The sequence below is a fragment of the Streptomyces sp. AM25 genome, assembly GCF_058146165.1.
On record NZ_JBKIWN010000021.1, the window covers coordinates 42,439 to 64,342 of the forward strand.

The following is a 21,904-nucleotide window of genomic DNA, read 5'->3' on the forward strand; positions in this document are numbered from 1 at the left end:
GGCAGCGCACGAGGCACCTCTGCGATCATGGTCGGATGCCTCACGATCCTCTGCACGGTGCCGTGTCCGTCTCCTTCAACAGGGAAAACGGCGTCGTTGTGGTCTACGGTCCCGCCGTCCCCCGGGTGAGGATCACCCGCGACTGGCGGGCCCGGCAGGACAAGGACGTGCCCATCGGCACGCGCGTCGCCAAGGAGCTGACGATCCATGTGGACGACGACGTCGCAATTCTCCTGCCGAACCCGGCCGGATTCACCCGGCGTTCCTGCGCCGTGGACGCCCGGTGCAAGGGTGCGACGTACCAGTTGGTACCGGAGTCGTTCGGGCGGAGCCGACTGACGAGGAACGGCCAGTGCATAGGGCGGTTCCGAACTCGGCTCAGCGGACGGGCAAAGGCCCAGTGGGAGCCGGAGGCGGACGTTCACCCGCTCGACGTGTCCATCGGGTACGCCCTCGCGGTCGCCTTCGGCACGGGCGGCAGCCCGGCATGGCTGGAGGCGACCGGCGAAGCCGTCGGCGCCGTGTCATCGCTCCCGTGACACGGGCACAGTTCCGGCGCGGTCCACTGCCGGATCGGACTGCGCAAGAATCCGCCGGAGCCAGCAGGTACGGGCGTTCCGGGCGTCCTGGCTGAGGGCGGCCCGTGGTGCGAAGGTGTCGAAGCCGTGGAAGGCCCCGGGCCACACGTGCAGTTCGGCCTGGCCGCCGGCCTGCCAGATCGCATTGGCGTAGGCCACGCCCTCGTCCCGGAAGGTCTCGGCCGACCCGACGTCGATGTAGGCCGGGGGCAGCTTCGACAGATCCGTGGCGCGGGCGGGGGCCGCGTAGGGCGGCAGGTCCGCAGCGCCGTACCGGTCACCCAGCAACGCCTGCCACGCGGTGGCGTTGGAGGTGCGGTCCCAGGTGTCGACGCCGGCCATCTGGTGGCTGGAGAAGCTGTTGTTGCGGTCGTCCAGCATCGGGCACAGGAGCAGCTGCCCGAGCGGTACGGGCCCGCCCCGGTCACGGGTGAGCAGGGCGAGCGCCGCGGCCAGTCCGCCTCCGGCGCTCTTTCCTCCGATGACGATGCGGTCCGCGTCGATGCCCAGCCGGTCCGCGTGCCCGGCCGCCCAGACCAGTCCGGCGTAGCAGTCCTCCAGCGGACCGGGATACTGCACCTGCGGTGCCAGCCGGTACTCGACGGAGACGACGGCCAACTCCAGCGCGAGCGCCCATTCGTCCAGCAGCCGCGGAAGCACGGACCACGCATTGCCCATGATCATGCCGCCGCCGTGCACGTAGTACAGCAGCGGCAGCGGCCGGGTGACCCCGGCGGGCCGTGCGCTCACGAGCGTGACGTCCGGCCCGCCCGTCGCCCCCGGCACGCACAGCTCGTCGACCTCGAAGCGGCCGTCGGCCTGCAGCTCCCGGACCGTCGGCCTGGGCCGGACCGCACCGTCCCGCGCCTGCCGGGCCGCCAGGTTCTCCGGGGTGAACGGCTCCCTCACCACCTCCCCCAACGCCGCCAGCGCCACGCCCAGTTCGGGGTCGAGCGGGGGTGCTTCCCGGCCGGAACGGCTTGTCGGCACGTCCGTGCAGGGAGGGCATGCTCGCGCGAGATCCATGCGGCGTAGTCAATCACCTGCCCGGCGAGGGCCATGGCTCGGCTACCGTGCCTCGCACACCCTCGGCACCGGGAGGTCCACATGTTCACGCGAATCACCGGACGTACAGCCGCCGTTGTCGCGGCAGTGCTCATTGCCGGCAGCTCCGGAACGGCCGTGGCCGGAGCTGCCGGCCACGAGGTACCGTCCCGGCCGGTCCTCTCCTCCGGTACGCCCGGCGCGTCCGATCCCTGCGACTCGCTCAGAGGAACGCCGGCGTATCCGTACTGCAGAGGCGGCGATCATCCGTTGGTGGCGCCGCTGCCCTAGTCCGCGCGCCCGTTGTTCCCGGGTCTCGCGCGGACGTGCATGCGCTCGCCCTGCGGGCCGAACAGGCTGAGGATCTCCACCGGCCCCTCCCCCGTGCTGCCGAACCAGTGCGGCAGCCGGGTGTCGAACTCGGCGGCCTCCCCCGTCGAGAGCACGACGTCGTGCTCGGCGAGGACCAGCCTCAGCTTCCCGCCGAGCACGTACAGCCACTCGTAGCCCTCGTGCGTGCGGGGTTCGGGGGTGCTGCGGGAGGTGCCCATCACCATCTTGAAGGCCTGCGGCCCGCCGGGCTGCCGGCTCAGCGGCACCATCGTGGCGTCCCCGCGCCGGAAGGGCTTCAGCCGGACCCGCGGGTCGCCGACCGGCGGGGCACCGACCAGTTCGTCCAGCGGGACCTGGTGGGCCTGGGCGATCGGGAGCAGCAGTTCCAGGCTCGGCCTGCGCTGCCCGGACTCCAGCCGGGACAGCGTGCTGACCGAGATGCCGGTGGTCTTCGAGAGCGCCGCGAGCGTGCATCCGCGCTGCTGCCGGATGTGCTTGAGCCTCGGCCCCACGGCGGCGAGCACGTCTTCCATCCCTCTATTGCAGAAACGGCAACAAGTTTTGTCAATCCGCACCGGCCGGGCGCAGGGTCGGGAACACCTGCCAAAGGGCAAAGGGAAGGGGAAAGAACATGGGCACGCACACGCACACCCATGCGCACACGCACACGCACACGCACCAGGACGACGACCACGACTGGGCCGCCATGGCCGATCTGCTGGAGCTCGAGGGCGAGACGCACAGCCCCTACGTGCGCCAGGCCCTGCAGGAGCTGGCGCACCTGAGCCCGCGGCGGATCCTGGATATCGGCAGCGGTCCCGGCGTCGCGGCCTGCCGCCTCGCGGAGACGTTCCCGAAGGCCGAGGTCACCGCGGTGGACGGGTCACCGGAGCTACTCGCCCGGGCCCGGGAGCGGGCCGAGCGGCTCGGTGTTCGGCTACGGACCCGGGAGGCCGCGTTCCCCGAGGGGCTCGCCGGCCTGGAGCCGGCCGACCTGGTGTGGTCGGCGCAGGTCGTGCACCACGTCGGCGACCAGCAGGACGCGCTGGACCGGCTGACCGGGCTGCTGGAGCCCGGCGGCGTCCTGGCCATCGTCGAGGGCGGGCTGCCGGCCCGCTGGCTCCCGCGCGACCTGGGCTTCGGGCGCCCCGGCCTGCAGGAGCGGCTGGACGTGGCCCGCGGGCTGAACTACAACCGGATGCGGGACGAACTGCCCGGAACGGTCGCGGTGGTCGAGGACTGGCCGAGCATGCTGCGGGCCGCCGGTCTCACCGGCGTCCACAGCAAGTCCTTCCTCGTGGACCGCCCCGCGCCCCTCGACGACGGGGCGCGGCGGTCGGTACGCCTGTGGCTGGAACGGCTGCGATCGACGCTCGGCGAGGTCCTGGACCCCGACGACACCGCGGCCCTGGACCGGCTGCTCGACCCGGCCGACCCGGCGGGCGTCGACCGCCGGGCGGACCTGTTCCTGCTGACCGCCAAGACCGTGCACTTCGGGCACCGGCCGGAGGCATGATCAGCCGGCGGCTCCGGCACCGTAAGCGGCCTGCAGCCGCTTCCTGTCCGGCTTGCCCACGGAGGTGAGCGGGATCTCCGGGACCAGGTGCACGGCCCTCGGGGCGTACATCGGGCCCTTCCTCTCGGTGACGAACTCCCGCAGCCCCTCAAGACCGGGGCGGCGGCCGGCCGCGGGGACGACGGCGACGTGGACCTGTTCGGCCGCGTCGTCGTCGCGGACGCCGAAGACCGCGCACTGGGAGACGTCGGGGTGGGCGAGGAGCACGTCCTCCAGGTCGGCCGGGTAGACGTGCCCGCCGACCACGATGATCATGTCCTTGATCCGGTCGACGATGAACAGGTAGCCGTTCTCGTCGAGACAGCCCACGTCCCCGGTGCGCAGCCAGCCGTCCCGGATCACTTCGGCGGTGAGTTCGGGCTGCTTCCAGTAGCCGCGCATCATGCCGGTGGACCGCACATGGATCTCGCCCTCCTCGCCCGGCTGCAGGGTGCGCCCCGCCCCGTCGCGGATGGCGAGCTCGACGCCCGGCAGCGGGCGGCCCGCGGTGATCCGGCCATCGCGCCCGGTCACCGTGTGGTCGTCCGGTGTCGCCACGGTGATGGTGAGGGCCTCCGACTGCCCGTAGGCGCCGTAGAGCACCGGCCCGAACACCTCGGCGGCCCGCCGCAGCCGGGCGGGCGAGGCGGCGCAGCCGCCGTAGGCGATCCGGCGGAGGCTGGAGTGGTCGGTGGCGGCCAGGCCCGGGTGGTCGAGCAACCGGTAGAGCAGGGGCGGCAGTACGAAGACGTCCGTGATGCGCTCCCGCTCGATCGCGGCGAGAACCTCGCCGGGGTCGAAGGAGTGCTGCAGGACGACGGATCCGCCCTGGCTGATGGTTATGTCGGTGAAGACGCCCGCAAGGTGGGCGAGCGGCGTACAGGCGAGGTAGCGGGGCGGCTCCTCGACGCTGCCGGCATCACCGACGGAGCGGCCCAGGGAGGCGGCGTAGGGGCCGTGTGCCATGGGAATTCCCTTGGGAATGCCGGTGGTTCCGCCGGTGTGGCGGATGCACCAGTCGTCCTCCGGGCCGACCGTGCTCGCGAACGGCCGCGGCTCGTGCTGCGCGGAACTCGCCTCCAGGTCCTCGCCGAAGGGGCCGGGCCCCAGGGTGAGCACCGCGAGGTCCGGGATCAGCGGCAGCAGTTCCTTGGCGTCCTCGTACCGGGTGAAGTCGACGAGCAGCAGGCCGGCCTCGACACTCTCCACGATGCGGGCCAGGGTCGCGGGAGCCATGCCCTCGTACAGGACGGTCACGCAGGCACCGGTGAGGTTCGCTGCGTAGCGGGCGGTGACGGCCTCGGGGGTGTTGCCGGTGAGCAGGCACACGACGGTGCCGCGACCGACGCCCCGGCCGGCCAGGTCCCACGCCATCCGCAGCACACCCTCGCGGAACTCCCCGGCGGCGACGCGGCGTCCGTCGGCGGCGGTCAGCACGGTGCGCCCGGGGTCGTCCGCGGCGGCGAGGGCGGCAAGGATCGCGTCGACGTAGCCGACGAACTCCCCTGACGACGAGGGCGAGGCGGCGTACACGTCGGCCCCGTCGGACGCGGCGGGGTCGGTGAAACGGTTGGCCATGGACCGTAACCTCCTAGGCGGGCGAAGCACTCACCCCGACCGTAAAGGCGAATGCTCATGCCTTCCACAACCAGTTCTGCCATTTGTTCATGCCGAGGCCCGCGCCGGGCCCGGCACCCTCGCAGGTGATGGCGGGGCCCAGGCCCGCTCCGGCGAACAGCGGCTCCACGGCACCTACTGGACGATGGGCGGCGAGAGGCGGGCGAAGCCTTCCTGCCGGTAGTAGGGGTAGTACGGGTACGCGGCCGGCCTGGTGCTCGCCGCGTCGAGCCTGGCCACCTGGTCGGGGGTGAGCGTCCAGCCGACCGCGGCCAGGTTCTGCCGCAGCTGTTCCTCGTTGCGGGCGCCGATGATGACCGAGGAGACGGTCGGCCGCCGCAGCAGCCAGTTGATGGCGATCTGGGGTACGGACCGGCCGGTCTCCTGCGCGATCTCATCGAGACCGTCAACCACTCGGTAGAGGTCCTCGTCCACGACCGGCGGGCCGTAGTCGGCCGTGCGGTGGAGGCGGCTGTGCTCCGGAAGCGGCTGCCCGCGGCGCACCTTGCCGGTGAGCCGCCCCCACCCGAGCGGGCTCCAGACGACGGCGCCGACGCCCTGGTCGGCGGCGAGCGGCATCAGCTCCCATTCGTAGTCGCGACCGACCAGCGAGTAGTAGACCTGGTGGGCGGCGTAGCGGGGGCGGCCGTGCCGTTCCGCTGCCGCGAGGGACTTCATCAGCTGCCAGCCGGAGAAGTTGGAGACGCCGGTGTGGCGCACCTTGCCTGCTTGTACGAGCTGGTCGAGCGCGTCCAGGACCTCCTCGACCGGCGTGGCCGCGTCGAAGGCGTGCAGTTGGAAGAGGTCGATGTATTCGGTGCCGAGCCGGCGCAGCGCGCCCTCGCAGGCGCGGATCAGGCGCGTGCGGGAGGTGCCGGCGTCGTGGGGCCCGTCGCCCATGGGCAGGCCAGTCTTGGTGGACAGGAGCACCCGGTCCCGGCGGCCCTTGACGGCCCGGCCCAGCACTTCTTCCGAGGCGCCGCCGGAGTAGACGTCGGCGGTGTCGAACATGGTGACCCCGGCGTCGAGGCAGATGTCCACCAAGCGGCGCGCCTCCCGGGCGTCGGTGGTGCCCCAGGCCTCGAACAGCTCTCCCCGGCCGCCGAAGGTGCCTGCGCCGAAGCTCAGCTCCGGGACCATGAGGCCGGACGTTCCCAGCTGTCTGTATTCCATGACGAATCCCCTCCCACAAACGGTCCTATAATCCCGTTAGGATGCAACGACCGTATCAGCTGCGAACCATTAAAGGAACAGGAGTCTCGTTATGGAGTCCGAGGAGCCAGTGCAGGATCCGGAGCCGGGGACCGTGCGCCCCGGCGGACGCACCGCCCGGGTGCGGGCGGCGGTCCTGCAGGCGGCCGGGGACGTACTGGCCGAGCAGGGCTTCGCCCACCTCGACCTCGGCGACGTCGCACGCCGCGCACAGGTGGGCAGGACGACCGTCTACCGCCGCTGGGGAACGGTGACCGCCCTCGTGGCCGACCTGCTGCAGGACATGGCTGAGCAGTCGCTGCCCCGCACCGAGACCGGCTCCCTGCTGGGCGACCTCCGGGCCAACGCCGGACTCGTCCAGCGCGCGCTCACCGACGCACGGCAAGGGCCGCTGTTCAAGGCGGTGATCGCGGCCGCCACGTGGGACGCCCGGACCGCCGAGGCCCTGCACCGCTTCTACGACACCCGCATCGCCGAGTGGGCACCGTGCGTGCAGCAGGCCGCCGACCGGGGCGAGGTACCCGAGGACACCGACCCGCACGAGGTGGTCCGCGCAGTCTCCGCCCCGCTCTACTACCGCCTGCTCACCGGCGACGCCCCGCCCGACCGTGCCGCCGCCGACCGTGCAGCGGAGGCCGCCGAGGCCGCCGCCCGCGCCGGGGTCTACGTGCGGTACCGCGAGCAGACGTGACCCAGGTCACCTGGAACCGCATGTGCGCTGCGGAAAGCCAATACACGGCATCGCCATCGCCCGTGAGGACAAGCAGCTCGGCGAGCGCACGGAGTGGGTCTTCGACCGGCAGAGCCTGGCCTACCTCGGCGACCGCAGCTGTCTGACCAGGACGGGCGACCGGGGCAAGGCGGGCACGCTCCTCCACGCCACCGCCGTCCTGGAGCGCGCCGTCGTCGACGCGCCCCGGCAGACGCCCTGACCGAAGCGTCCCGACCGGAAACGGCGGAGGCCGGACCCCCTTTTCCGGGTCCGGCCTCCGCGCGCTCGATGCGCTCAGTGTCTGATCAGTTGCGTCGCCTGGTCGTCCTCGTCGGGCGCCGGCTCCGGATCGGGCCTCCGTGCCGCGTCGCTGATCTTGATCAGCAGCGCGATGAGCACCCAGGTGGCCACTTGGGACGAACCGCCGGAGGCGAGGAACGGCAGCGCCTTGCCGGTCAGCGGGATCAGGCCCATGACGCCTCCGCAGACCACGAAGACCTGCAGCGCCAGGGCGCTGGCCAGGCCCGTCGCCAGCAGCTTGCCGAACGGGTCGCGGGCGTCGAGCGCGGCCCGCAGACCGCGCTGGACGAGCAGCGCGAACAGCACGATGACGGCCATGGTGCCGGCAAGCCCGAGCTCCTCGCCGACCGTGGTCAGGATGAAGTCGCTGCGGCCGGCGAACTTGATGAGGTCGGAGTGGCCCTTGCCGAGGCCGGTGCCCATGACGCCGCCGCTGCCGAAGCTGAACAGCGCCTGCGCGGCCTGGTCTGAGACGATCTCGGGCGGGCGGGGCACCTTGTAGTAGTCCATCGGGTGCAGCCAGGCGGCGACGCGGCCGTGCACGTGGGGCTCGAAGGAGGCGACCACGACGGCGCCGACGGAGAACATCAGCAGGCCCGTCGCCACCCAGCTGGTGCGCTCGGTGGCCACGTAGAGCATGATCACGAACAGGCCGAAGAAGATCAGCGAGGTGCCGAGGTCGCGCTCGAAGATGAGCACCACCAGGCTCAGCACCCACACCGCGGCGATCGGGCCGAACTGCCGGCCGCGCGGCAGGTAGAAGCCCATGATCCGCCGGCTGGCCAGCGCGAGGGCGTCCTTGTACATCGTCAGGTATCCCGCGAAGAACACGGCGATGCCGGTCTTGACGAACTCGCCCGGCTGGAACGACAGCGGCCCCAGCACGATCCACCGCTTCGCGCCGTAGGTGTCCGCGCCGAAGAACGCCGGGGCGATCAGCAGCACGAGGGCGGTGAACACCATGACGTACTGGTAGCGCTGGAGCAGGCGGTGGTCCTTGAGGAGCACCACGATGGCCAGGCACACGGCGATGCCGATGCCGCTCCACATCAGCTGGTTGGTCTCGCCCGGGGCGGAGTGCCAGCGAATCTTGTACGAAATGTCCAGCCGGTGGATCAGCACCAGCCCGAGGCCGCTCAGTCCGACGGCGAGCGGCAGGATCAACGGATCGGCGTGCGGGGCGAATCTGCGCATCACCCCGTGCGCGGCGGCGGCCACCGCCGAAAACCCGAGGGCGTAGCCGAGCAGCGAACCCGGCACCTTCCCGTCGACGGCCATCCCCACGGAGGCGTAGCCGAACAGCGTGAGCAGTACCGCGAAGGCGAGCATCAACAGCTCGGCATTGCGGCCCCTCCCCACGTTTGTCCGTGCCATCCGGGCCGCAGCCCTTCCTCCCAAGCCCATGTATCCCTCGGTTCCCTTACGAGCCGTTTTCCGGCGAAGCTCTGCGCTGGTGTGCGGCAACACGGCCGAACACCCAACTGAAGGAGGTTCAGGACTCGTAAAAGGTTGCGCCCTTGCCTCCTTCCTCATCGCCATTCTTCTCACACTCCGTCTGCGTGTTTCCTGCGCCCCCTCACTGCGGCGCGACGGGCCTCCTCCTGCTCCCACAGTTCCTTGAGCCGGAGCGTCTGTTCGTCGAGTTCGATCGGCTCGTCCTCGTCCTTCCACTCCCCGCGGTCCTTGAGCTGCTGCACCGAGACATCGACGGGCGGTTCGGGGTCGAAGTCGGAGGGCCGGGGGCCCTCCGGGCCGTCGGGGCCGATGCGGACGAGGCGTTCGACCCGCGTCACCCGGAAGCGGGTCCCCGCGACGTTCACCACGTTGCCGCGGGTTTCGTCGAGCCGGTCGGCGGCCTGCGCGTGGACCGCGCGTTCGGCCTCGTCCAGCTCCATGCTGAACGGTGCCATCACCCGCAGCCAGGTCGCCAATACGTCCCGGGCGCCCTGCGGCGTCGAGGAGATGGCGCCCGGCCGGTGCGCCCGCCACCGGCCGTCCACCCGCTCGGAGATCATGAACGCGGCCGGCAGCAGCACTCCGCCGGGATACTGCCCGGCGGCCCGCCGCGCGTCCTCGGCCACCTCGGGCGGTACGCCGCGCGCTGCGACGCACTGGACGAGGTCCAGCTTGAGGATGCCGTCCGAGAGGCCCGTGCCGGCGGCCGGGTCGACGACGAACCCCTGGGTGCGCGACGGCAGTCGGTACGCCTCGCCGGTCTCCCCGGGGTCGGGGTCGGAGGGGCGGGGCGGCTCGGGGCCGCTGCCGCCCATGCGGATGAAGTGCGAGGCGCGGACGATCCTGAACCGGTTCCCCAGCACGCGCAGCTCGTCGACGACTTCGCGGTCCATGCGCAATGCCGCGTCCATCCAGGTCTTCGCGGCTTTCTCGTCGCCCGCATCCTCGGCCTCCTTGGAGCGCATGCGGAACTGCGATCCGAGCGTGTCCCGGGCCTGTTGCGGGGTGTCGCATCCGTAGGCGGACAATTCCCAGCCGCCCGCCTCGCGTTCGCGCGCGTAGAAGAACTCGGCGACGCCCACGCCCATGAGGTCCGGGTACAACTTCCGGGCCTGCCAGGCCTCCTGCTCGACAAATGCCGCAATCGGCCCTTCTTGTGGGGATACCCGGAACATCAGATAGGCGGGAACCTTGTCCTCGTAGCCACTCATGCGCCGAATCTGCCGCACCCGGACCCGGCGCGTCCGGAAAACCGGCGAATCACCCCGCACGACGGCGCCGTTCCGCCGGTCGCTAGGGTGCTCTGCCGTGACCGCACCCTCCCACCTGCAGACCACGCGGGCGTTCTACGACGCCATAGCCGCCGATTACGCCGAGCGCTACAAGACCCAGCTCGCCGACACGCCGTTGGACCGCGCCATGCTGGCCGCGTTCGCGGAACGGGCGCAGAGCCGCGCCGCCGGGCCGGTCGCGGACCTCGGGTGCGGCCCGGGCCGCGTCACGGCACACCTGCACGCGCTCGGGCTGGACGTCTTCGGTGTCGACCTGTCCCCCGCGATGGTCGCCCTGGCCCGCCGGGAGCACCCGGCCCTGCGGTTCGACGAGGGCTCCATGACCGCCCTGGAGCTGGCGGACGGCTCGCTCGGCGGCATCGTCGCCTGGTACTCCCTGATCCACATGCCGCAGGAGCAGCTGCCGGCCGTGTTCGCCGAGTTCCACCGGCTGCTGACCCCCGGCGGCCATCTGCTGGTCGCCTTCCAGGCGGGCGACGAGCCCCTGCACATCGCGGAGCCGTTCGGCTACGCGGTGTCGCTGGACTTCAACCGACTGTCGCCGGACCGCATCACCGGCCTGCTGCGCGAGGCGGGGTTCGCGCTGCACGCGACGACGGTGCGCGAGCCGGAGGAGGGCGAGCGGGTCCGGCAGGCGTACTTGATGGCCGGCAAGCCGTAGCGCTCCGCGGGGGGTGCGGTTCGTCGGCTGCGGGCCGTCGGTGGCTGGTCGCGCCCACGCGGCGGAGCCGCAAATCGAAACGGCCCCGGGCCCCCTACGGGGCACGCAAGGGCGGCGGCCCCCTGACCGGGTGCCGCCGCCCTTGCGTGTTTTGTCTGGCGGCTCTTAGTAGGCGGAGTTGACGCTGTCCATGGAGCCGTACTTGTCGGCGGCGTAGTTGCAGGAGGCGACGATGTTGGCGACCGGGTCGTAGATGTCCCAGGAGGTGCCCTCGACGTGGTACGCCTTGAACGTCGGGTCGATGATCTGCAGCAGGCCCTTCGAGGGGATGCCGTTCTGGGCGTTGACGTCCCAGTCGTTGACCGCCTGGGGGTTGCCGGTCGACTCACGCATGATGTTGCGCTTGATGCCCTCGTACGAGCCCGGGATGCCCTTGGCCTTCATGACATCCAGCGCCTGCGTGATCCAGCCGTCCAGGTTGTCACCGTAGGCCTTGGGGGCCGGAGCAGCGGCCTCGGCCTTCTCGGCCTTGATCGGGGCACGCTCGGTGGAGCGGCTCGCGGCCTCCTTGGCGGCACGCTCCTTGTCGGCCTTCGCCTTGGCGGCGGCGTCCGCGTCCGCCTTCTGCTTGGCCTCGACGGCGGTCTTGGCGGTGGCCTGGGCCTGGGTGGCGGCGGCGTCGGCCTGCTGGGTCAGCTCGTCCTGCTGCGTCTCACCGAAGGACTGCGCGTTCTGCGCCACCGGCTTCACGGGGGCGGCGGTGGCCGTGCCGCCGCCGAGGGCGGCGAAGGCGACGGCGGCGACGCCGGTCGCGGCGATGCCTGCGGCGGAGAACTTGTGGGTCTTGGTCAGAGCGGTATAGCCGGAGATGGTGGTGGTGCGCATGAGCGAGCTGATCCTTCCAATCGCTGAGTCGCAGTGGCCGTCATTGGCGCGGATGAAGCGCCGCGTCTCTTTCGACGGCGCCGTGCGACTCGGCAATTGTTAGCGGCGGGAAAATCCGCTGGCAAAGGTGTGACCTACGACCGGGCGTCGTTGCTCGCACCCACCGAATAGCCCGGAAATGTCTGCTTCAGGCCCTTGGTCCTCTACGATGCGGCATCGCACGTGACCTGGCTCTCATGGGCGGGCTCACACGGTGCCCCCTTCCCGCTCACTCCGAGCAGCCGCCCGGTGACCCGTCACGGGAGGTCCCACAGCTCGGTGCTGTGCGCCCCCACCAGGGCCCCGACGCGCCGGAGCGCCTCCTCCGCGGGCAGCGGGTCCGGACGGCGGCCGTCGCGCAGGCGCAGGGCGACCCGGTCGTCGGCGGCCTCCCTGGGGCCGATCACCGCCTGGTACGGGACGAGCCGGGCCGCGCGGATACGTGCGCCCAGGGTGCCGCGCTCCGGGCCCGCGACCTCCGCGCGCAGCCCCCGGTCGAGGCAGCGCTGCACGAACGCCCCGGCCCGGGGCGCCTCCGCCCCGGTGAGCGGCAGGACCGCCAGCTGGGTGGGGGCCAGCCAGGCGGGGAAGGCCCCGCCGTACAGCTCGATGAGGTGGGCGACGGCCCGCTCCATGCTGCCGATGACGGCGCGGTGGACCAGCACCGGCCGGTGCTTCTCCCCGTCGGGGCCGATGTACTGCAGCCCGAACCGCTCCGGCTGGTGGAAGTCGACCTGGACGGTCGACAGGGTCGCCTCGCGCCCGGCGCTGTCGGCGACCTGGACATCGATCTTGGGGCCGTAGAACGCCGCCTCGCCCTCGACCGCCTCGTACGGCACGCCGGAGGCGTCGAGAACCTCGGTCAGCAGCGCGGCCGACCGCTCCCACAGGCCCGGGTCGGCCACGTACTTGCCGCCGGCCCCGGGCAGGGAGAGCCGGTAACGGGCCGCGGTGATGCCCAGGGCGGCGTACGCGCGGCCGATCAGCTCCAGCGCTCCCCGCGCCTCGTCGGCCACTTGGTCCGGGGTGCAGAAGATGTGCCCGTCGTTCAGCTGGATGGCGCGCACGCGGGTCAGACCGCCCAGCACGCCCGAGAGCTCGGAGCGGTACATGCCGCCCAGTTCGGCCATACGCAAGGGAAGTTCGCGGTAACTGCGGGACCGGGAACGGTAGATCAGGGCGTGGTGGGGACACAGGCTCGGCCGCAGGACGACCTGCTCTCCCCCGAGATCCATCGGGGGGAACATGTCCTCCTGGTAGTTCGACCAGTGGCCGGAGATCTCGTACAGCTCCCGTTTGCCGAGCACCGGCGAGTGGACATGCCGGTAGCCGGCCCGCCGCTCCGCTGCGCGGACGTACTCCTCCAGGGCGTGGCGCACCGCCGCGCCGTCGGGCAGCCAGTACGGCAGGCCTGCGCCGATCAGCGGGTCGGTGTCGAACAGGTCCAGCTCACGGCCCAGTTTGCGGTGGTCGTGCTTCGGACGTTCGTGGATCAGGTGGTCGTGCATCGCGGTCTCCTCGCGGATATCGGTGCGAGTGACCACACGGCGAAGCCCCGGGGCACTCGCCCCGGGGCTTCGGACACAGAACAGATGTCAGCGCGCCGGGACACTCTCCGGCGTCGTCGTCATGGCAGAACCAGCGCGCTTCATGACCGTTACGGTAACAGACCGCTCAACCGCCCTGTGCGGGACGGGTGATGGGCCGCCGCGGCTCGGCCGTCATCGGCAGGGCGTCGGGGCGCAGGACATGGCTGCGGACGCAGCGGATGCGGTGCTCCGGCGCCGGTCGCAGCCGCCAGTTACCGGCGATGGTGCACAGGGCGAGCGTGACGTGGGCCGCCCCCAGGGAGCTTCCGATGCACTGGTGGTCGCCCGCCCCGAAGGGCAGGAAGGCGCCGCGGGGGAGCGCCCCGGCGCGCCCGGGCAGCCATCGGTCCGGGTCGAAGCGCAGCGGGTCGGGGTAGAGGTCCGGGTGCCGGTGCAGGGCGTGGGGGCAGAAGACGACGTCCGCCCCGTGCGGCACCCGGTAGCCGGCGAGCTCGATCTCGCGCAGGGCGCGGCGCCCCACCAGGGGCGGCCCGGCGAGCCGCAGCACCTCGGTGACGACCCGGCCCGCGTACGGCAGGCGGGCCAGGTCCTCGTGGCGTGCGGGGCGCCCGCCGAGGCGGCCGTCGATCTCCTCGTGGAGGCGGTGCTCGACGTAGGGGTGGCGGCCCAGTTCGTGCCAGGCCCAGGCGAGGGTCATGCCGGTCGCGACGGCACCGGCGACCAGCATCTCCAGGGCCTGGTCGAGGACTTGGCGCCGCGACAGCCGTTCGCGGGTGGCCCGGTCGCGCACCTGTGCCAGGACGCCGAGCAGGCCGGCCGGTGCGCTGCCCGGGGGCGGGAGCGTGTCGATCGCGTGGGCCAGCATCCGCCGCAGCAGGGCGGCGGCGCAGCGGTACCGGCGCCGGGCCGGGGCCGGGGTCCGTGCGAGGAACCCGGTCTCCTCGACCGTTCCCCGGTCGACGTCCAGGATGCGGCGGGCGGGATCCGAGACGGGCATGCGGGACGGCCGCGCCCCCGTCAGGACGGCCCACATGGCCTCGGCCGCGCAGGCGACGGACTCGTGGACCATGTCGACCGGGCGGCCCGGGCTCCAGTGCGCGGCGAGGCGGGCGGCCACCGGTCCGATGACGTCGGCGTGGCACGCCGTCAGCTCGTGCCGGAAGGCCGGTTGCAGCATCCGCCGCCGTGCCCGGTGGGCGGGTCCCGTGGTGCCCAGCAGGGCCTCGCCGAGCAGCCGGCCCGGTCCGCCCTCGCGCACCCGGCCCAGCCCGTCCCCTTCGAGGGCGAGCGCCTGGCGGACCGGTTCCGGCTCGGTGAGCAGGTAGACGTCCCTCGGCCCCAGCCGCAGCCGCTGGACCGGCCCCGCCCCGGCGCACGAGGCGAGCAGTCCGGGCAAGTCCTTCAGGAGCGGCCGCACATGCCCGAGCACGGCACGCGCTCCGGGAGCGACGGGCGGTTTCACGCGGCGAAGCTACCCGTAGCGGAAGGCGGTCAAGCGCTGCGCGGGGCCCGGGGTGGCGTGAGCGCGATGCGCAGGAAGCGCGGCCGGTAGAGGTCCGCGCGGCGGACGACGTCCTGCGGGACGAGGCTGTTGACGTTGTACGAGACGACGAGCTCCCCGCGGCGTTCCAGCTCGGGGTGCTCGTGCGGGTTGTAGGCGATGACGTTCGCGTTGCGGTAGGTGCCGTACGGTCCCGCTTCCGGTGCCCTGTACACCGTCCGCGCGCTGTCGAACGGGCCGAACGGCGTGCGGGACCAGGCCACTTGGAGCTCGGCACTGAACGGCTGGTCCGCCCGCTGTGTGAGCAGGGCGTACCAGGAGCCGTGCCGGACGACGCTGAGCTCGTCGGCGGTGCGCAGGGCGGCTCCGCCGGGTCCGGTCAGGCGGGCCGCGTCCGCTTCGCGGGCGGACCAGGCGCCGTGGGCCGTGCGGTACTGCCAGGGCCGGCGCAGGTCGGTGCCGGTGACGCGGGCGAGGTGCAGGAAGTTGCCGCCGGAGGGCGCCCGTTCGGTGCCGTAGACGTAGGTGTGCCCGTCCTGCCGGGACAGCCAGGCGCCCCAGGCGATGCGGGCGGACGACGGCAGAGGGGTGACCGATACCGTCCGGTCGAGCCGGCCGGTGCGGAACCGGGCCAGCGCGTTGCCGCGCCAGGCGATGTCCAGGGGGCCGGGGCCGGTGCGCTCGTAGCGTGCGTAGACGACCTCGACCGCACCGGGGCCGTCCGTGGTGCCGGCCCGGGCCCAGTACCAGCCGGAGGCGGGCGCGACGAGGGACGTGGGGCCGCCGTCCCGGTCGTGCCCGACGGCGGTGTGCGGGCCGGAGCGGTTCCAGAGCACGAAGCTGTTGTGGACGAAGGGCGTCGGGTTCCGCGAGCCGTCGGGGTGCACGGTGCCGAGGAACGTGTCGGAGAAGACCCAGAGTTCACCGGCGGCCGTCGGTACGGAGTACGTGCTGTCGCCGCCCGTCCAGTGGGCCGGATCGGTGCCGTGGAGGGCGTATCCGCGGAACGCCTCGTTCAACGATGCGTCGGGGCGGACCTGCGACAGCGTGGGCGCCTCCGCAACCGGCGTGGGCGTGGCGGACGGCAAGAACGCGCAGAGCGTGATGAGCAGGACGGCGACGGCCGGCTTCCCCCAGGACTTTCGCACGGAATTCCCAACGAGCGGGATGTACCCGTCGTTTCCCTCCCGGACGACCGAACTGTCCGGAAACCGGTTCAACCGGAGCTCTGGGGGCTCCCGTTGGGGCTGGCGGGGCGTCAGCTGGAGACGGCAGAGTGCTGCGTGCCCGCGGCGCCGCAAGGCGACCCTCCCCGGCGCGGTGAACCGGACCGCACCGGGGTAGGCGGCAGAGGCGCCGGATTCCCTGGGAGAGGACGTCGACGATGGCCCTGAAGCATCCCCGCCACCACCGCCGTGCCGCCCGCGACGTGGAGATCAATCCGGTCTTCACCCGGGAGCCGGTCCATGTGCCCCGGCACGCCCTGCCGCGCGGGGAGATGGGGCCGGACACCGCGTACCAGATCGTGCGCGACGAACTGATGCTGGACGGCAACGCCCGGCTGAACCTGGCGACGTTCGTCTCCACCTGGGCCGAGCCGCAGGCGCTGCGGCTGATGGCCGAGTGCGCCGAGAAGAACATGATCGACAAGGACGAGTACCCGCAGACGGCGGAGCTGGAGACCCGCTGCGTGCACATGCTGGCCCGGCTGTGGAACGCCCCGGACCCGCACCGCGCGGTCGGCTGCTCGACGACCGGTTCGAGCGAGGCGGCGATGCTCGCGGGCCTGGCGCTCAAGCGCCGCTGGCAGCACCGGCGCCGCGCCGAGGGCGCCCCGGCGGACCGGCCGAACCTGGTGATGGGCATCAACGTCCAGGTCTGCTGGGAGAAGTTCGCCGACTACTTCGAGGTCGAGCCCCGGTACGTGCCGATGGAGGGCGACCGCTACCGCCTCGATGCGCAGAGCGCCGTCGCGCTCTGCGACGAGAACACCATCGGCGTGGTCACGGTGCTCGGTTCCACCTTCGACGGCAGCTACGAGCCGGTCGCCGACATCGCCGCCGCGCTGGACGAGTTGCAGGCGCGCACGGGCACCGACGTGCCGGTGCACGTCGACGGCGCCTCGGGGGCGATGATCGCCCCGTTCCTCGACCCCGGGCTGTGCTGGGACTTCCGGCTGCCGCGCGTGGCCTCGGTCAACACCTCCGGGCACAAGTACGGGCTGGTGATGCCCGGGGTCGGCTGGGCGCTGTGGCGGGACAAGGAGGCGCTGCCGGACGACCTGGTCTTCCACGTCAACTACCTGGGCGGGGACATGCCGACCTTCGCCCTGAACTTCTCCCGCCCCGGTGCCCAGGTGGTCGCCCAGTACTACAACTTCCTGCGGCTCGGCCACGAGGGCTACCGGCGGGTCCAGCAGACGTGCCGGGACGTCGCGATGCGCCTGGCGACGGAGATCTCCAAGCTCGACGTCTTCGAACTGCTCACCGACGGCAGCGAGACGCCGGTGTTCGCCTTCCGGGTGCGCGACGGCATCGAGGCGTTCACCGTCTACGACGTCTCCGCCGCGCTGCGGGAGCGGGGCTGGCTGGTACCCGCCTACACTTTTCCGCAGAACCGCACCGATCTGGCCGTCTTGCGCATCGTCGTCCGCAACGGCTTCAGTCACGATCTGGCCGATCTGCTGCTGGAGGACCTGCGCCGGGTCCTGCCCCGGCTCGCCGGCCAGAACAGGCCCTACCGTGGAGTGGACGACGCGGGCGCCTTCGCGCACGGTGCCGAGACCGCGTGCCCCCGGCGTCCGGGACCCCGCGAGTGAGGAGCCCCCGATGTGCCGTCTGTTCGGCCTGAGCAGCGCTCCCCGGCGTGTGCGCGCCACGTTCTGGCTGCTGGACGCGCCGGACAGCCTGAGCGTCCAGAGCCGGCACGAGCCCGACGGCACGGGGCTCGGCCACTTCGCCGCCGACGGGAGGCCGGTGGTGCGCAAGGCGCCGCTGGCCGCCTGGCAGGACCGGGAGTTCGCCGAGGAGGCGCGGCAGGTGGAGTCCACGGCGTTCGTCGCGCACATCCGCTTCGCCTCCACCGGCGGTCTGCAGGAGCGCAACACGCATCCGTTCGTGCAGGACGGGCGGCTGTTCGCGCACAACGGGGTGATCGAGGGGCTGGACGCGCTGGAGGCCGAGCTGGGCGAGGACCGGGCCCGGGTGCTGGGCGACACGGATTCCGAGCGGTTCTTCGCGCTGGTGAGCCGGGAGATCCGGGCCCGCGGCGGGGACGTGGCGGCCGGGATCGAGCACGCCGCGCGGTGGGTCGCCGAGCATCTGCCCGTCTACGCCGTCAACTTGGTCCTCGCCACGGCGGACGGGCTGTGGGCGCTGCGGTATCCGGACACCCACGAGCTGTACGTGCTGCAGCGCCCCGCGGGCGGCCGGCACGGCTGCCGGCACCTGGACCACAGCGGCACCGCGGGCCGGCTGCGGGTGCATTCGCAGGACCTGGCCCGCTCCCCCGCGGTCGTGGTGGCCAGCGAGCGCATGGACGACAACCCGCAGTGGCGGCTGATGGAGCCCGGCGAGCTGCTGTACGCCGGCCCCGGCCAGGAGGTCGTCCGCCGCGTGGTGCTGCCCGAGGAGCCCCGCCACCGGCTGACCCTCGCGGATCTGCGGCCGGAGGCGGCCGCCTCGCAGCATGCGGCCTGACATCCGCAGGCCGGCCACCCGCAAGTGTGAGGCAAATTAAAGCCAATGCCCTGCCATCGGTAACCTCGGTACCCGACCCTGGAGGGATGTCGCAGAACATATCAACGGCAGCCCTCCCGGCTCCTTCCCCTGCCCGCGCGGGGAACGGTGCGGGCCGCCGCACGGGGGCGGGACGGCTGGTCGGCGTGGATCTGGCCCGGGGGCTCGCGGTTTTCGGGATGTTCGCCGCCCATGTCGGCCCGGATCCGTCCACCGGCGGGATCACCGGGTTCCTGATGGAGCTCTCGCACGGCCGGGCCTCGGCGCTGTTCGCCGTGCTGGCCGGGTTCTCGCTCGTGCTGATGACCGGCCGGCGGGTGCCGAAGACCGGACGCGACGGACAGGTCGCCGTCGCCCGCATCCTGATCCGCTCCGCCGCCCTGCTCGTCCTCGGCACGGCGCTGACCATGACGGGTACGCAGGTCGAGGTGATCCTCGCCTACTACGGGCTGTACTTCGTCCTCGCCCTGCCGCTGTACCGGCTGCGGGCCCGCACCCTGGCGTGGCTGGCGGCCGCGGCGGCGCTGGTGCTGCCGCAGGCGCTGTACCTGGTGCAGGACTCCATCAGCACCGGCACCTGGGCCGAGCGGGTCGCCGCGCACGACCCGCTGGCCCGCATCAGCGGCACGGACGGGCTCGTCGACCTGTTCTTCACCGGCAGCTATCCGGTGCTGACGTGGATGCCGTTCGTCCTGGCCGGCATGGCGGTCGCCCGGCTCGACCTCGGCTCGCGCGCGGTGCTCGGGCGGCTGGCCGCCGCCGGCGGTGCGCTCGCGGTGGTCGGCTACGGCGGCTCCTGGCTGGCGTTGAACCTGTTCCACAGCATCTCGGCCGCCGTCGGGGCGGTCGGTGACGGGCCGGTGATGTCGGCCTGGTGGTCGGACGCGGTGGGGGACCCGACGGGCGACACCCCCGCCTGGCTGCTGGTGGCCGCGCCGCACAGCGAGACCACCCCGTCCATCCTCGGCAACGCCGGGGTGGCCCTCGTGGTGCTCGCGGCCTGCATCGCGGCGGCGGACGCCCTGCCGCGCTTCCGGCGGGCGGCCTGGCCCGTCATCGCGGTCGGCAGGATCTCGCTGACGGCCTACGTCCTGCACATCGCCGCCATCTGGGCGCTGGGCATCGGGGACGTGCCCGGCTCCCCGCTGCCGGTGCTGCTCGGCTTCATCGCGGCCTTCATGCTGCTGGCCGTCGTCTGGCTGCGCTATGCCGAGCGGGGCCCGCTGGAGTACCTGATGAACAAGGTCACCGGGCTCGCCCGGCTCGTCCCCGAGAGTCCGGCGCCGCAGCCGGTCAGGACGTCCAGCCCACGGTGAGGGTCTGCACCGCGGAGCCGTCGAGGTCGGAGAGCTTGGTGCCGACGAACTCGCGGGCCCGGTCGGAGGTCTGCATCCGGAAGGGCGGCCGCTCCGCGGTGAGGACGTCCATGCCATAGGTCCCAGGCCGTCCCGCTTCTCAACCTTACATTCGACAGCGGAGGCTGAGGTGGAGCAAGACGAGAAGTCGACGGCGATCAGCCCTGGGGAGAATCTGGGGAGTTTCGGCTGGCATCCCGATCCCCTTGTCTCCCCAGCATTCCGTCGATGGCGGTGCGACCCTTGCTTCCGGCCTCCGGCATGAAGTGAGCATAGTAACCGAGCGTGATGGCCGGCGAGGAATGCCCGAGCCAGCGCGCCAGAGTCACCACGGATTCACCCGCCTCCAGCAGGATGGAGGCATAGGTGTGTCGCAGCACGTGGAATCCGTCCTTCGGTGCCGCCGCCCACTGCCAGGGTTTCGCGTCGTGCGGGCGCGGCGGGATGATCCCGGCCGCGGCCAGCGCCGGTTTCCAGGTGTAGGTGTTCCACGTGTTCGCCGCCACAGCGTTACCGAAGCGCGTGGTGAGCAGGAGAGAGACCTTCCTCCGCTGCCCTGCCTCTGGCTTCCCCCACGGAAGCTCCACCTCCACGGGCGGGAACGCTTCCACGTGGCGCTTCAGCTCCTCGGCCACCGAGAAGGGCATGTCGACGACGCGCGTCTTCGCACCCTTCGGCAGGGTGAAGTACAACTTCCCTTTGATGGCCTGGACTTGGCGACGGACGTGGAGGACGCCACGGGCATAGTCGATGTCCTCCTGGCTCAGCCCGAAGACCTCACCCTGACGCAGTCCGCACCCAAGCCCGAGGACGACAGAAATCCGGTTCCGCGGGCTGATCTCATCCCGGACGCGGAGGGCTGTCTCCAGCGACCAGGCCTCACGCCGCTCCCGCGGCGCCTTGGGCCACCGTACGGACTTCGCGTGCATCGGGTTCCTGGCGAGCCGCTTGTCATCGACGGCCGCTTCCAGGATGCTTGACAGCTCGGACAGGATGTCACGCCGGTAATAGGCCGAGGAGACGGTGGCCTCCAACTTTGCTATGTACACGCGGAGGTCCGCCGCTGTGATGTTCCTGAGCGGGAGTTCACCCAGGTGCGGAACAATGTGGAGCCGCGCATGTCGCTCCTGGTTCTGCTGGGTCTTCGGAGCGCCTCCTCGGCCCGGCGCCCAGTGCATCGCGATGTAGTCGGCCAGCGTCATGGATCCGTCGCGTGGATCAACGAACTCGCCGCGTTCCTCGTCCGTGGCTGCCCGGCGAAGCCACGCCTTGGCGTCCTCCAGGGTGTCGAAGGAGCGATCCCGGATCCCGGGTATGCCGGCGACCTTGTATCGCTTCCCCTTGCCGTAGCGGGCGGTTCTTTCCCTCTTCCCGGTTATCGGATCCTTCCTCTTCTTGATCCAGCGGTCTTCTATGTAGCCGGGCAGGTGCGTCTCCTTGTCGAGGGGTGGCAACGGGAGGCGGCGCGCCAAGGCGCGCAGTGTGTCAGGCGCTGGGCATGCGGCTGGAGCGATGCTGCGGAACGGCACTCAGCGGGCTCAGGGCCTCGTTGGAGCGGGAGTCGGCCTGCTCCTGTTCACGGACCCAGGCATCAAGGGCTTCCCGCCGGTACATGACGCGACCGCGAGGCCCCATGCGGAAGCTCGGCGGTCCCTGCCGCCGGTGCCGCCAGACGTAGAGCGTGTGCGGTGAGAGACCGAGGTACTCGGCGGCATCCTTGACGGTCAGGAAGGCTGCGTGCATGACACGGGTCGCAGAGGGAACGGCGGAAGAGGCAAGGAGCGGTTGCATCACGCCACCTCGCGATTTCCGATGGACGCGTTGTCTGTGAGCAAGGCAGTTGGGCCGACCATTTCGAGGTGAAAAAGGGCAGGGGGTATCGCGGATCGGCACATGGGGTGGTGTTCCTTGTAAGGGAGCGCGGGGCAATAGAGCGGGTTCAGCAGCGCCGGGATCCCATGCCTAATCGGCCGAGGTATCGCTGTCTTCCAGCGAAGAGACGCTGCGGATTTCAGGGCAGCAACAGGCGGGGCCGCTCACTACCTCCTCTGTGTCTTTGCGGCGCTGTCTACTGCGTC

General features: G+C 71.7%; 21 protein-coding genes. 8 read left to right on the forward strand and 13 right to left on the reverse strand.

The annotated features are described in order from the left end of the window. The first annotated feature begins 35 nt into the window (after positions 1-35). On the forward strand, positions 36-539 hold the full coding sequence (locus ACLHRZ_RS26940; RefSeq protein WP_490421119.1) for a hypothetical protein: 504 nt from the start codon (positions 36-38) through the stop codon (positions 537-539). Here ACLHRZ_RS26940 and ACLHRZ_RS26945 read toward each other — a convergent pair. Both ACLHRZ_RS26945 and ACLHRZ_RS26950 read right to left on the reverse strand, forming a co-directional pair. Beyond that, positions 525-1,568 (reverse strand): alpha/beta hydrolase, encoded by a 1,044-nt coding sequence (locus ACLHRZ_RS26945; protein ID WP_490421120.1) that lies wholly within the window; start codon positions 1,566-1,568, stop codon positions 525-527. The genes ACLHRZ_RS26940 and ACLHRZ_RS26945 overlap by 15 nt on opposite strands. A gap of 341 nt (positions 1,569-1,909) precedes the next feature. Beyond that, complete coding sequence (locus ACLHRZ_RS26950) at positions 1,910-2,488, reverse strand: helix-turn-helix domain-containing protein (RefSeq protein ID WP_490421121.1); 579 nt, start codon at positions 2,486-2,488, stop codon at positions 1,910-1,912. A gap of 98 nt (positions 2,489-2,586) precedes the next feature. Between ACLHRZ_RS26950 and ACLHRZ_RS26955 the strand changes: the two genes are divergently transcribed. Further along, positions 2,587-3,471 carry a class I SAM-dependent methyltransferase gene (locus tag ACLHRZ_RS26955; protein ID WP_490421122.1) on the forward strand — a complete coding sequence of 295 codons (885 nt, stop codon included), beginning with the start codon at positions 2,587-2,589 and terminating at the stop codon, positions 3,469-3,471. Here ACLHRZ_RS26955 and ACLHRZ_RS26960 read toward each other — a convergent pair whose 3' ends face one another. Next, complete coding sequence (locus tag ACLHRZ_RS26960; protein ID WP_490421123.1) at positions 3,472-5,088, reverse strand: AMP-binding protein; 1,617 nt, start codon at positions 5,086-5,088, stop codon at positions 3,472-3,474. A 174-nt stretch (positions 5,089-5,262) separates the two neighbouring features. Beyond that, complete coding sequence (locus tag ACLHRZ_RS26965; RefSeq protein ID WP_490421124.1) at positions 5,263-6,300, reverse strand: aldo/keto reductase; 1,038 nt, start codon at positions 6,298-6,300, stop codon at positions 5,263-5,265. 91 nt (positions 6,301-6,391) lie between these two features. Here ACLHRZ_RS26965 and ACLHRZ_RS26970 point away from each other — a divergent pair, with 91 nt between their 5' ends. Then, on the forward strand, positions 6,392-7,030 hold the full coding sequence (locus tag ACLHRZ_RS26970; RefSeq protein ID WP_490421125.1) for a TetR/AcrR family transcriptional regulator: 639 nt from the start codon (positions 6,392-6,394) through the stop codon (positions 7,028-7,030). Between the two features lie 22 nt (positions 7,031-7,052). Next, positions 7,053-7,271 (forward strand): hypothetical protein, encoded by a 219-nt coding sequence (locus ACLHRZ_RS26975; RefSeq protein ID WP_490421126.1) that lies wholly within the window; start codon positions 7,053-7,055, stop codon positions 7,269-7,271. Between the two features lie 74 nt (positions 7,272-7,345). On the opposite strand, the gene ACLHRZ_RS26980 is transcribed toward ACLHRZ_RS26975, so the two are convergent. Both ACLHRZ_RS26980 and ACLHRZ_RS26985 read right to left on the reverse strand, forming a co-directional pair. After that, on the reverse strand, positions 7,346-8,725 hold the full coding sequence (locus ACLHRZ_RS26980) for an FtsW/RodA/SpoVE family cell cycle protein (RefSeq protein WP_490421127.1): 1,380 nt from the start codon (positions 8,723-8,725) through the stop codon (positions 7,346-7,348). A gap of 170 nt (positions 8,726-8,895) precedes the next feature. Further along, positions 8,896-10,017, reverse strand: coding sequence for a DUF5954 family protein (locus tag ACLHRZ_RS26985; RefSeq protein ID WP_490421128.1), 1,122 nt, complete (start codon positions 10,015-10,017; stop codon positions 8,896-8,898). Positions 10,018-10,114: 97 nt separating this feature from the next. Here ACLHRZ_RS26985 and ACLHRZ_RS26990 point away from each other — a divergent pair, with 97 nt between their 5' ends. Beyond that, positions 10,115-10,759: a class I SAM-dependent DNA methyltransferase gene (locus ACLHRZ_RS26990; RefSeq protein ID WP_490421129.1), complete on the forward strand. Its 645-nt coding sequence runs from the start codon at positions 10,115-10,117 to the stop codon at positions 10,757-10,759. Positions 10,760-10,924: 165 nt separating this feature from the next. Here the strand turns inward: ACLHRZ_RS26990 and ACLHRZ_RS26995 are convergent, their stop codons facing one another. From ACLHRZ_RS26995 to ACLHRZ_RS27010, 4 genes are all read right to left on the reverse strand, one after another. Beyond that, on the reverse strand, positions 10,925-11,644 hold the full coding sequence (locus ACLHRZ_RS26995) for a transglycosylase SLT domain-containing protein (protein WP_490421130.1): 720 nt from the start codon (positions 11,642-11,644) through the stop codon (positions 10,925-10,927). 296 nt (positions 11,645-11,940) lie between these two features. Continuing rightward, a complete protein-coding gene (thrS, locus tag ACLHRZ_RS27000) occupies positions 11,941-13,209 on the reverse strand; it encodes a threonine--tRNA ligase (protein ID WP_490421165.1) in 1,269 nt (422 codons plus the stop codon). Positions 13,210-13,357: 148 nt separating this feature from the next. Next, positions 13,358-14,695 (reverse strand): cytochrome P450, encoded by a 1,338-nt coding sequence (locus ACLHRZ_RS27005; protein ID WP_490421131.1) that lies wholly within the window; start codon positions 14,693-14,695, stop codon positions 13,358-13,360. A gap of 29 nt (positions 14,696-14,724) precedes the next feature. Next, the gene (locus tag ACLHRZ_RS27010) at positions 14,725-15,882 is read right to left on the reverse strand and encodes a DUF5005 domain-containing protein (RefSeq protein ID WP_490421132.1); all 1,158 of its coding nucleotides are present in this window, start codon (positions 15,880-15,882) and stop codon (positions 14,725-14,727) included. Positions 15,883-16,118: 236 nt separating this feature from the next. On the opposite strand from ACLHRZ_RS27010, the gene gad reads away from it, so the two are divergent. From gad to ACLHRZ_RS27025, 3 genes are all read left to right on the forward strand, one after another. Next, positions 16,119-17,552 (forward strand): glutamate decarboxylase, encoded by a 1,434-nt coding sequence (gene gad, locus ACLHRZ_RS27015; protein WP_490421133.1) that lies wholly within the window; start codon positions 16,119-16,121, stop codon positions 17,550-17,552. A 10-nt stretch (positions 17,553-17,562) separates the two neighbouring features. Continuing rightward, positions 17,563-18,432 (forward strand): class II glutamine amidotransferase, encoded by an 870-nt coding sequence (locus tag ACLHRZ_RS27020; protein ID WP_490421134.1) that lies wholly within the window; start codon positions 17,563-17,565, stop codon positions 18,430-18,432. Positions 18,433-18,518: 86 nt separating this feature from the next. Beyond that, positions 18,519-19,787 carry a DUF418 domain-containing protein gene (locus ACLHRZ_RS27025; protein WP_490421135.1) on the forward strand — a complete coding sequence of 423 codons (1,269 nt, stop codon included), beginning with the start codon at positions 18,519-18,521 and terminating at the stop codon, positions 19,785-19,787. On the opposite strand, the gene ACLHRZ_RS27030 is transcribed toward ACLHRZ_RS27025, so the two are convergent. From ACLHRZ_RS27030 to ACLHRZ_RS27040, 3 genes are all read right to left on the reverse strand, one after another. Beyond that, positions 19,765-19,899 carry a hypothetical protein gene (locus ACLHRZ_RS27030; RefSeq protein WP_490421136.1) on the reverse strand — a complete coding sequence of 45 codons (135 nt, stop codon included), beginning with the start codon at positions 19,897-19,899 and terminating at the stop codon, positions 19,765-19,767. The genes ACLHRZ_RS27025 and ACLHRZ_RS27030 overlap by 23 nt on opposite strands. Before the next feature lie 85 nt (positions 19,900-19,984). Then, the gene (locus ACLHRZ_RS27035; protein ID WP_490421137.1) at positions 19,985-21,298 is read right to left on the reverse strand and encodes a tyrosine-type recombinase/integrase; all 1,314 of its coding nucleotides are present in this window, start codon (positions 21,296-21,298) and stop codon (positions 19,985-19,987) included. Between the two features lie 13 nt (positions 21,299-21,311). After that, complete coding sequence (locus tag ACLHRZ_RS27040) at positions 21,312-21,569, reverse strand: helix-turn-helix transcriptional regulator (RefSeq protein ID WP_490421138.1); 258 nt, start codon at positions 21,567-21,569, stop codon at positions 21,312-21,314. Positions 21,570-21,904 lie beyond the last annotated feature (335 nt).

What these genes read in the sequence shown, in the direction of transcription:
- ACLHRZ_RS26940 (WP_490421119.1), top strand. Translation starts at nt 36, where the DNA reads ATGCCTCACGATCCTCTGCACGGTGCCGTGTCCGTCTCCTTCAACAGG.
- ACLHRZ_RS26950 (WP_490421121.1), bottom strand. Translation starts at nt 2,488, where the DNA reads ATGGAAGACGTGCTCGCCGCCGTGGGGCCGAGGCTCAAGCACATCCGG.
- ACLHRZ_RS26955 (WP_490421122.1), top strand. Translation starts at nt 2,587, where the DNA reads ATGGGCACGCACACGCACACCCATGCGCACACGCACACGCACACGCAC.
- ACLHRZ_RS26960 (WP_490421123.1), bottom strand. Translation starts at nt 5,088, where the DNA reads ATGGCCAACCGTTTCACCGACCCCGCCGCGTCCGACGGGGCCGACGTG.
- ACLHRZ_RS26965 (WP_490421124.1), bottom strand. Translation starts at nt 6,300, where the DNA reads ATGGAATACAGACAGCTGGGAACGTCCGGCCTCATGGTCCCGGAGCTG.
- ACLHRZ_RS26970 (WP_490421125.1), top strand. Translation starts at nt 6,392, where the DNA reads ATGGAGTCCGAGGAGCCAGTGCAGGATCCGGAGCCGGGGACCGTGCGC.
- ACLHRZ_RS26980 (WP_490421127.1), bottom strand. Translation starts at nt 8,725, where the DNA reads ATGGCACGGACAAACGTGGGGAGGGGCCGCAATGCCGAGCTGTTGATG.
- ACLHRZ_RS26985 (WP_490421128.1), bottom strand. Translation starts at nt 10,017, where the DNA reads ATGAGTGGCTACGAGGACAAGGTTCCCGCCTATCTGATGTTCCGGGTA.
- ACLHRZ_RS26995 (WP_490421130.1), bottom strand. Translation starts at nt 11,644, where the DNA reads ATGCGCACCACCACCATCTCCGGCTATACCGCTCTGACCAAGACCCAC.
- gad (WP_490421133.1), top strand. Translation starts at nt 16,119, where the DNA reads ATGGCCCTGAAGCATCCCCGCCACCACCGCCGTGCCGCCCGCGACGTG.
- ACLHRZ_RS27020 (WP_490421134.1), top strand. Translation starts at nt 17,563, where the DNA reads ATGTGCCGTCTGTTCGGCCTGAGCAGCGCTCCCCGGCGTGTGCGCGCC.
- ACLHRZ_RS27025 (WP_490421135.1), top strand. Translation starts at nt 18,519, where the DNA reads ATGTCGCAGAACATATCAACGGCAGCCCTCCCGGCTCCTTCCCCTGCC.
- ACLHRZ_RS27030 (WP_490421136.1), bottom strand. Translation starts at nt 19,899, where the DNA reads ATGGACGTCCTCACCGCGGAGCGGCCGCCCTTCCGGATGCAGACCTCC.
- ACLHRZ_RS27040 (WP_490421138.1), bottom strand. Translation starts at nt 21,569, where the DNA reads ATGCACGCAGCCTTCCTGACCGTCAAGGATGCCGCCGAGTACCTCGGT.